This is a genomic window from Elizabethkingia argenteiflava (assembly GCF_009904105.1).
GTDB classification, from domain to species: Bacteria; Bacteroidota; Bacteroidia; order Flavobacteriales; family Weeksellaceae; genus Elizabethkingia; species Elizabethkingia argenteiflava.
In genome coordinates this window covers 1-8,021 of record NZ_JAAABJ010000544.1, presented here as the reverse complement: position 1 = coordinate 8,021, position 8,021 = coordinate 1, and the positions used below count along the sequence as shown (strand labels likewise).

General features: G+C 32.8%; 5 protein-coding genes and 1 pseudogene. All 6 read right to left on the bottom strand.

What is annotated here, in order from left to right; translation table 11 throughout:
• Positions 1-196: 196 nt before the first annotated feature.
• On the bottom strand, positions 197-2,068 hold the full coding sequence (locus tag GNY06_RS09150) for an LTA synthase family protein (RefSeq protein WP_244614401.1): 1,872 nt from the start codon (positions 2,066-2,068) through the stop codon (positions 197-199).
• 171 nt (positions 2,069-2,239) lie between these two features.
• On the bottom strand, positions 2,240-3,523 hold the full coding sequence (locus GNY06_RS09145) for a sensor histidine kinase (RefSeq protein ID WP_166519801.1): 1,284 nt from the start codon (positions 3,521-3,523) through the stop codon (positions 2,240-2,242).
• Between the two features lie 2 nt (positions 3,524-3,525).
• A complete protein-coding gene (locus GNY06_RS09140; RefSeq protein ID WP_166519800.1) occupies positions 3,526-4,200 on the bottom strand; it encodes a response regulator transcription factor in 675 nt (224 codons plus the stop codon).
• 459 nt (positions 4,201-4,659) lie between these two features.
• Positions 4,660-6,843 carry a TonB-dependent receptor gene (locus tag GNY06_RS09135; protein ID WP_166519799.1) on the bottom strand — a complete coding sequence of 728 codons (2,184 nt, stop codon included), beginning with the start codon at positions 6,841-6,843 and terminating at the stop codon, positions 4,660-4,662.
• 657 nt (positions 6,844-7,500) lie between these two features.
• Complete coding sequence (locus tag GNY06_RS09130) at positions 7,501-7,758, bottom strand: DUF4926 domain-containing protein (protein ID WP_166519798.1); 258 nt, start codon at positions 7,756-7,758, stop codon at positions 7,501-7,503.
• A gap of 79 nt (positions 7,759-7,837) precedes the next feature.
• Positions 7,838-8,021, bottom strand: a pseudogene (locus GNY06_RS13765) (IS5/IS1182 family transposase); the annotation flags it as partial.

The following is an 8,021-nucleotide window of genomic DNA, read 5'->3' as shown; positions in this document are numbered from 1 at the left end:
TGTTGTGCTAATTCAAGTAAGCATAACTTGTTTTTGATGATTTTTTGTTGTGGTGTCATAATACTTAATCTGTTTTAACAGTTTTTTAATTTGATTACAACTGTCAGATTAAGTATTGACGAATTCAAACAAAGCAACAAAAAAATTATGTGAGTTACTTTTATTCTGATATGTGAAAGTATTATTCAGATTTAATTTAGTTTCGATTGACTTTCATTTTTCCTTTCTTAAACCTCTCACTTGCTGTCTGGTAATAAGAAATGGTTTGGGAAATGAAAGCTTGATTTTCAGATTTCACTTCTGTTAAAGCCTGATCATCCTGTGAAACATTAAATTGCTTCACTCTTTTGCGATCATCAATCTGTGTGAAAATATTTCCTTTGAGCATGCCTAGCGTTCTATAATTTCCCATAAAAGCACGTTCATCTCCAACTTTCGTTTGATTGATGTCTTTTCCATATAAGCTTGTATTATAATTCCAGCCTAAGTATCCGAATAATGTTGGCATGACATCAATTTGTGACATTAAGCGTTCGATTTTTTGAGGTTTATGACTAAGATTATATATAATTGCCGGAATATGATGCTTCGCAATATTGATTTCCCACTTTCCGGCACTGCTGGCACAATGGTCTGCAACAATTACGAAAACCGTATTTTTAAACCAAGGTTTTGTTCGAGCATCGGAAATAAATTTCCCTAAAGCATAATCCGTATATTTCACAGCAGCATTTCTGTCTCCTGGTGGTAAATCAGTTTTATTTTTAGGAAAAGTGTACGGCTTATGGTTGGAAGTAGTCATTACGAATTGAAAAAAGGGTTTTCCTTCACTACTGCTTTTATCTGCGTATTTAATAGATTGTTTATAAATGTCCTCATCACATACTCCCCAAGCATTTTCAAAGCTTACTTCTTTATCTTTAATGGAAAATCTATTTGTTTTAATATTATCGGATAATGGATTCCCTCTGTCACGATCTACAATATCAAATCCCTGACCTCCAAAGAAATTATTCATATTATCAAAATAACCATCACCTCCATAAATAAAGTAAGGCTTATAGTTCTTAGCTTCTAATATTGTAGAGATTGAAAAAAGATGATCATTATTGGGTCTCCGGACAATACTGTTTCCCGGAGTCGGTGGAACACATAGTGTTAATGCCTCCATTCCCCTAACGGTTCTGGTACCCGTAGCATAAAGATTGGTAAAGAAAATACTCTCGTTCGCCAACTTTTCATAATTGGGTGTCAGCTTATCTTTATTTCCGAATGTGCTTAAAAAATCTGCACTGAAACTTTCGATGGCTATTAAAATAATATTAGGTTTTTTTTCCTGATTCCCTTTTGTAAACCTTAAAACATCGTCATAACTTGTACGAACAAAGTTTTGATTTTCCTGAAGAAGATCTCGTTTAACAATGCTATATGAATCCTTTTCTTTAAGCTTGGGATAAAATGTTTCATAATCCAGTTCATTCGATCTGAATGCTGAAAAGAAAGAAAAGGCTCCGTTCTTAGCAAGTTCATTAACCAAAAGGTTATTACTGAAATCAGCTTGCTTATTTTTCATCATCATTCCCAAAAAAACAGCGGCAATGCTTACAAATAATGCATGACTCAAACGACTGGTAAAGGGCTTTTGGTCTGAAAATGCATTTCGAAATATCTTAAACTTTTTAAAAGCCAGTAGTGTTACGACTATTAATCCGACAAGAACAACAGCGATTACAGGCAATGGATAGGATTGATTAATATTTTCTACTACCTCATAAGTATAGATCAAATAATCAACAGCTATAAAATTAAATCTTACGCCAAATTCTTCCCAGAAGGGAATTTCGGCTAAAAGACTGAAATAAATAATGATGAGTAATAAAGTGAGATAGCAATAGGTAAAAGACCTATCGAATAATGATCCGATCCAGCGTTTTGGAAAAATTAAAAGATAGACGGCATAGGGGAGAACAAACAGAGATCCGATTGCAAGATCAAAAATAAATCCCGTAAAAAATGCCCTTAAAAGGTTGAATAGATTAAGATCGACATCTTTTATGCTCCAAATCATAAGAATTAACCTTATTAAGAACGAAAGCAGAAGATATAGGCTCAATACGCCAAACAATATGGAAAAACGACCTTTAAAAGGTTTTATAAGTAAATCAGATATTTTTTTATCCTTCATAATTAAAATTATAACGGTCAATAATAGCGCTCAATTTTGAAGAAATTTTGAATTTTAAAACTTTACCTTAAAAATGTGGAAATTATTTTCGAAGATATAAATAATTTTCCAATCTTGAAATCTGCAGATTTCCTTTATAATGGCAAGACCGAGACCACTTCCTCCCTTATCGCTTGAAAACCTAGAGAATCTTTTAAAAATAAGATGTGGATTTAAACCTTCGAATCCAGAATTTTTAATTCGCAGATCGTGGTGTGTAAGTTCAACCATCATTTCACCACTGCTATGGGTATATTTTAAGGCATTGATTAAAAGATTATTGATTAAAACTTCTGTAAGGCAGATGTTTCCTTTACACCTTATATTATTCTGAATATTATAAGAGAATGCCATATTTTTTTGCGCTATATGCTCTTCCAGATGATTGATGCTCTTATGTACTTGTTCGCCTATATAAAGATCAACAATATCAAACTGGCTATTTTTGATGTTAGCCAGTAATAAAAGATTTTTATTAATTCTGGAGCTTCTCATCAAGGCGACATTAATCTCCTCCACAATTTCATAATGTTCATCGGTTAAATTCTTGCTTTGCAAAAGTATGTTCAACTTATTTTTAATAATAGCTAATGGTGTCTGTAGTTCGTGTGAAGCATTTTCAGTAAACTCCTTCTGACCATTAAAAACAGATACACTATGGTCAATGAGCTTTCGCAATGACTCATTAAGTTCTTCAAATTCCATCGTGTCAGTCTGAATAAAATTGATTTGATGGTGATGGTTTAAATTGAATTTTTTTAGTTTCTCTAAGCTGTCTCTAAAGGGTTCCCAAACCCTACCGGATAATTTTTTGTTAAGGTGCAGGAAGCCTAAGACAATCATAATAAAAAAGAAAATTGTAGTTATGGCCAATATAGCTATAGTCTCCTGCGACTCTTCAATGTTGGTTTCAATTGTAAACCAATAAGGTTTGTTTTTTATATATATTACTGTGGATAAACATCTAAATCTATCAATGTTAGGGTTCTGTGAATAAATCTTTGGTTTTTCAATTGTAAAAGTTTTCGCACTAAGATCTTCACCTTTTCTAGTTTTTGTAATATTGGTGCCAGGCTGAATATGGTTCCATAGTGCAATACTTTCTTCTAATTTTTTTATTGAAATATCAAGCTGGTTAAACTCATAAGCTGTTTTTTCAGCAAGAAGCTTATTATGTTCGTCCAGTTCCCTTTTCCAAATAGAATCCATTACAAAATAATACACAGGTATGCTGATGATGAGTACCATCATAACATACAGAATAAAAGGCCTTGTTGTTTTATTTAAAAGAGGTTTCATTATCAAATGGTCCATTTGTATCCTGTTCCATAAACAGTCTTTAGATAGTGATTACATCCCGCATCGTAGAGCTTTTTTTTGAGATTTTTAACATGGGCATAAACAAAATCATGACTGTCTAACATATCTGCAAAATCACCTGATAAATGTTCTGCTAAAGTACTTTTAGAAATAATTTTATTTTTATTTCCAATAAAATAAATTAAAAGATCAAATTCCTTCTTGGTGAGTAAAACCGACTGACAATGGATCGTAACTGTTTTTGATAGGAGATCGACCTGCAATTCATTCTGCTGAATAATATTGGAGTTTTCGAATTTTTTTCTGCGTATGATAGAAAAAACCCTCGCCATCAATTCAGATAAATGAAAGGGCTTTGTTAGATAATCGTCTGCACCGAGATGCAGACCTCTCACCCTATCCTCTACTGCATTTTTAGCGGAAACGATGATAATTCCATCTTGTTTATGTTGCTTTTTAAGTACTTGTAGTATCTCGAGGCCGTTCCCATCGGGCAACATTATATCTAAAATAATGCAGTCGTAGTAGTAATGTTGTATCTTTTCGAGGGCTTGGCGAACATTACTGGCAAAAGAGCATAAATAGTTTTCTTCAGAGAGGTATTCTGAGATACTTTCAGCCAATTCCTTTTCATCTTCTATTATCAGTATTTTCATTTTGCTAAGCTATATGCAATTCGAAGGGAATATGGGATAATAATTTTAAGTAAATATTTGTAGTAAAACAGATATTTTAATCCTCCTCCCATCTCTATAGACAGTTAACGCGAAAAGAGCTAGATTATTCCTTTTTTAGTTTTTAGAATTAACTAATTTTAGAAAAGTCTACGAGATTTAATCTGTTATATGATCTGACTGAAACGAACTAAATCATCAATAAAAGTATTTTGAAGATCATCCCCAACTTAGTGACACATCGAGATTGTTTATTTTTAAAAGCTAGAACTCCTTTATACATCTTCATACTAAATAATTGCTCTTCTTGCTGGAATACGGATAAAAAATGACAGCAAGCTTATTTATTTGCTGTCATTTTCATTGAATATATTAGGATCTTTCGCTTTTTAAATAGCTCTTGAAAGCATTAGCGGATTGGAGTGGGTAGATTTTAGCTTATTAAAGGTTAAATTTAATTCCTCCGTTAACAAGAAAACCGTCAAGGGGGGCATAAATATCTCTGAAGTTGGGATGGTTCACTGCACCTGTATAAATAGTATCAAATTTTGACTGTCTTGAATCAAGGAAGTTTTCAAAATTGATGTAAATTGATAAATTCCCCCAGATTCTTTCCGCCATCAATCCACACAGCCAATACTGCTTACCAATAGCACCGTCCCCAAGTTTCTGTTTACTGAAATAGTAAGCTTCAAGACCTATCTTCCATTGGTTTTCTACTTCATACATCAAAACAGAATTAATTCGGTGTTTAGGCGTTAATGGATTCGTCGTCTTAATAGCGTTTTTATAGAACCCAGTATCGGTGTAAGTGTACCCTAGAAATAGTTTAAAATCTTGATATTTCAATTTGATATTGGTTTCAGTTCCTTTGGTATCAAGATGCCCAGATGAATTAACGAACTGGAATATATTACCGAGACGAGCTTCTAACATCAAAGGATGATTCAGGTAGGTATAGAAGAAAAGCTGGTTAATACTAAAATTTAATTTATTCGATAATTTTGTTCGGTAATTAAAGTCTATATTTCCTCCGTAACTTTTTTCCAGTTTGTTCAAGTCTTTATCAATAGGCAATACATTTCTGTACTGTATACGCTCACTTTCTTCAGTAAAAATGGTGGGTGCTTTATATCCGAATCCACCACCTATTCTTGAGGAAAGCTTATCGGTTATTTTAAATAATGCTGAGATTCTAGGCAATATAACAACGTCATAATCAACGATATAATCTCCGCGTAATCCTATTTCAAGATTAAACCAATCTGTAACCCTCCATAGATTTTGAGCGAAAATTCCCATTGTTACCTGATTATAGTTTCTTAATAAAAATTCTGAAAATTGCTTTTCCTTAAAATTATCTGTCCACAAATGCACACCTGTTACCCATTCTGTATTTTCCTTTCTGTGGGTGTAATTGGCTTCGCTAAACGTTGATACTTGAGTACCATCAAAAGTATATTTCGGAATATTGATCATTCTATTAAAATAACTCACACTATTTTTAATATTTATAAAATTTCCATCATCAATTTTATGGTCAAATGATAATTGAGTAGAATAACGTTGTGTCTTATTTTCTTCAAAATAGTTATGAATGCTATCCCCCCTTCCCTTAATGTACTCCACATCTCCACCAAGCCGGTTTTCAACTGCCGTGTTGATTCCAAAGTTTAATTTGGTATGATCATTAAAGTAAACAAAGAGTTTTGGATTGATAACATACCTTTCAAATTTAGGAATCGCTGTAAAATCGGTTCTTGAAGGGGCATAAGCCCAGTTTCGATTGTGTGATAAAAAAACAGTTGTTCCGATTTTTCCGAATTTCTGACCGTAGAAACCATTCATATCAAAACCTTTACTTGATATTCCATTCAAATGAAAACGAAGTTGCCTCTTATTCGTTGGAGTTTTGGAAATTAAATTCACCAGACCCGCAATAGCCCCACCCCCGTAAAGCGTTGAGGCGGAACCTTTAATCACTTCCACCTGTTTCAAATCTAAAGGTGGAGTCTGTAATAGTCCTAAACCGCTTGCTGCGCCTGAATATAAGGGAAATCCGTCTTTTAATATTTGTGTATATCTTCCATCAAGCCCCTGAATCCGAATTGAAGCATTGGCTGAAATTGCAGAAGTCTGCTGTGTTTGGATACCTGTACTTTCACTCAAAAGAAGTCGGATATCTCCAGATCTCATATTCCCTTTTTCTTCCAGTTCCTCACCCGCAATAAACTCAATTCTGGTAGGAATATCTTTTATGGTTCGGGTACTTCTTGTTGAGGAAATACGAACCTCTTCTATTTCGTCCTCGTGTTGGTGTTCACTTGATTTTAAATGAACTATAATTGTATCGCATATTGATACTGGAAACTGGTAGATTTCTGTTTTTGTTTCATATTCCGAAAAACTGTATTCTATACTTTGCTGTCCATTCGGAATATGGTTCAGAATTATTTGTCCAGTAGCATCTGATATTGCTGAAATTGTAAGCTTTTTTAATTGGACTACAACACCGCTTAGCGGTTGTTTGGTTTCTTGATCTCGGATAATTGCCTTAAATGTATTTTGGCAGAATGCAAGGGTATTTATTGCCACGAGAAGTAGCAATATAAATTTTGATTTCATTTTCTAATGATTCTTAATGTTATAAAATGGGAGACTTGCGACCTTACGGTCATCAGGTAAAAACATTAAGCCATTTTAGGCGGCTGCCAGATAGAGTTAGAAAATTCTGAAGTTATAAAAGATCTGTATGTACTAAAAACTTTATCGTATAAGTGTTTTACTGTTTCAGTTGTTGCAATATCTGTTTTTACTGAAATTGTGAAACTACAACAAATATGACAGCACATAAAGGGATAGCAGCTATTGAGGTCATCGTGCTCTGGATTTTCTGGTGATGACTGAATATTTGAAATATATTCCCGGCATTCATCCTTTACAAATCCCGAAGACAAACATAAGAGGGTGATAAAAAGAGCTAAGACTAGAGAAAAATATTTCACGGTGCTAATTTATAAAAAACGTTCTAAGGAATCATCTATATATTTTGTAAAAACAGAATCGGTGAAAATGTAAGATCAAAAATTCTAATTATAGGAAGGACCAAAACAAGCGGGCATTTTAAAGATGAACAAAAATTTAAATACTTCTTTAATAAAAACTGTGCGAAACCATAAAAATAAAAAAGCCTAATCCGATAACTTGGCTTTCTTTTCTTATTTACCTATACAGGCGGGGATGAATAGTTCGAAATTGGACGTTTTTTTGTAGCGGAAGGGTTTATGATTTTCCTAATATCATTGAGATAAATCTTTTGTATTCCTTCTTCATAGGAGGATTGGTAAGTTTTGCAATATCATTTACATTAACTTTTTGCACTCCCTCCTGCATAGGATTCCCATCATCACCTATAAATTCTACTAAAAAATATTTATTTTCTTCAAAAACATTTAAAACCACACCAAGTGTACCCTTAAGAATATTTTCATTAATATGATTTGTAGAAATAATCACGTCATTTTCATTCAAATCGTTCATATATTTTTTTGTCTTTTTTTTAAATAAACTAATAAAATATTAACTTATTTTCCACTGGCTCTTTTTATTTTGAACTTGTTTAAACTATTAGTTTTCTGAGGAATAAAATAACAAAAGCAATATAATGCAAAGAATTCCATGTTATTACAGAAGTTTCAAATCGTATTAATAATGCTTTGAAACTATCCATCCAAGCATTTGCTTTCTCTATATTGAACCTTCGTTTATATAATTCTTCATCAAAATAATAATAATTCTTGGCT